Annotated in this window: 1 protein-coding gene; it reads right to left on the reverse strand. The window is 66.8% G+C overall.

What is annotated here, in order from left to right; translation table 11 throughout:
• The coding region (locus AACY19_RS26725) for a Tn3 family transposase (protein WP_339454488.1) at window positions 1–641 on the reverse strand (641 nt) is incomplete at both ends.

Raw genomic sequence — 641 nt, forward strand, 5'->3', positions numbered from 1 at the left:
GCGCCGACTCCGTCGACAAGCTCGACCAGAGGGCCGCCCGAGCGGCTATGCTTGACCACAAACATGGCCCGCCTCCTTCACGGAAATGGCAGCTGCGCGATGGTAGCACAGGCAACCTGCCGCGTCGCCAAGCTGTCCACATAACGGTGAACCCGCCGGTGTCGGCGTACTGCTCCTCGATCCGTCGCCCGGCCTCGTTCATCGTCAGCCCGTCGAGCAGATAGGGTGCCTCGCTGACGGTTGCGGGGATGGTCCGCGATGCGAACGGCGCGAAGCGGTCGTTGACGTGAGTATAAGCCTTGATGCCGGGGTCGTTGCCGTAGCGGGCATTGACCGTGTTCATCGCCTCGCCCTGCCGCGCGGCGGGGTAGAACTGGCCATCGGCCGAGGCAGTGGTGCCCATTCCCCAGACCCGCGCCATCGGCAGCGCGCCTTGCGCGGCGACCACGTTGGCCAGCGCCTGGTCGATCGCCGCGCTTTCGACATGCCAGCGTGCGAGACGGGACAGTTGCCAGTAATCATGGGTGTTGGACGCCTCGGCCATCTTGCGCAGGCCCAGGTTCAATCCCTCGGCGAGCAGGACGTTGAGCAGGCCGATCCGGTCGCCGCACGGTATGCCGGTGCGCAGATGGGTGAAGGCG

This window comes from Pseudomonas sp. EA_5y_Pfl2_R50 (assembly GCF_963970475.1).
In the GTDB taxonomy this organism is placed as follows: Bacteria; Pseudomonadota; Gammaproteobacteria; order Pseudomonadales; family Pseudomonadaceae; genus Aquipseudomonas.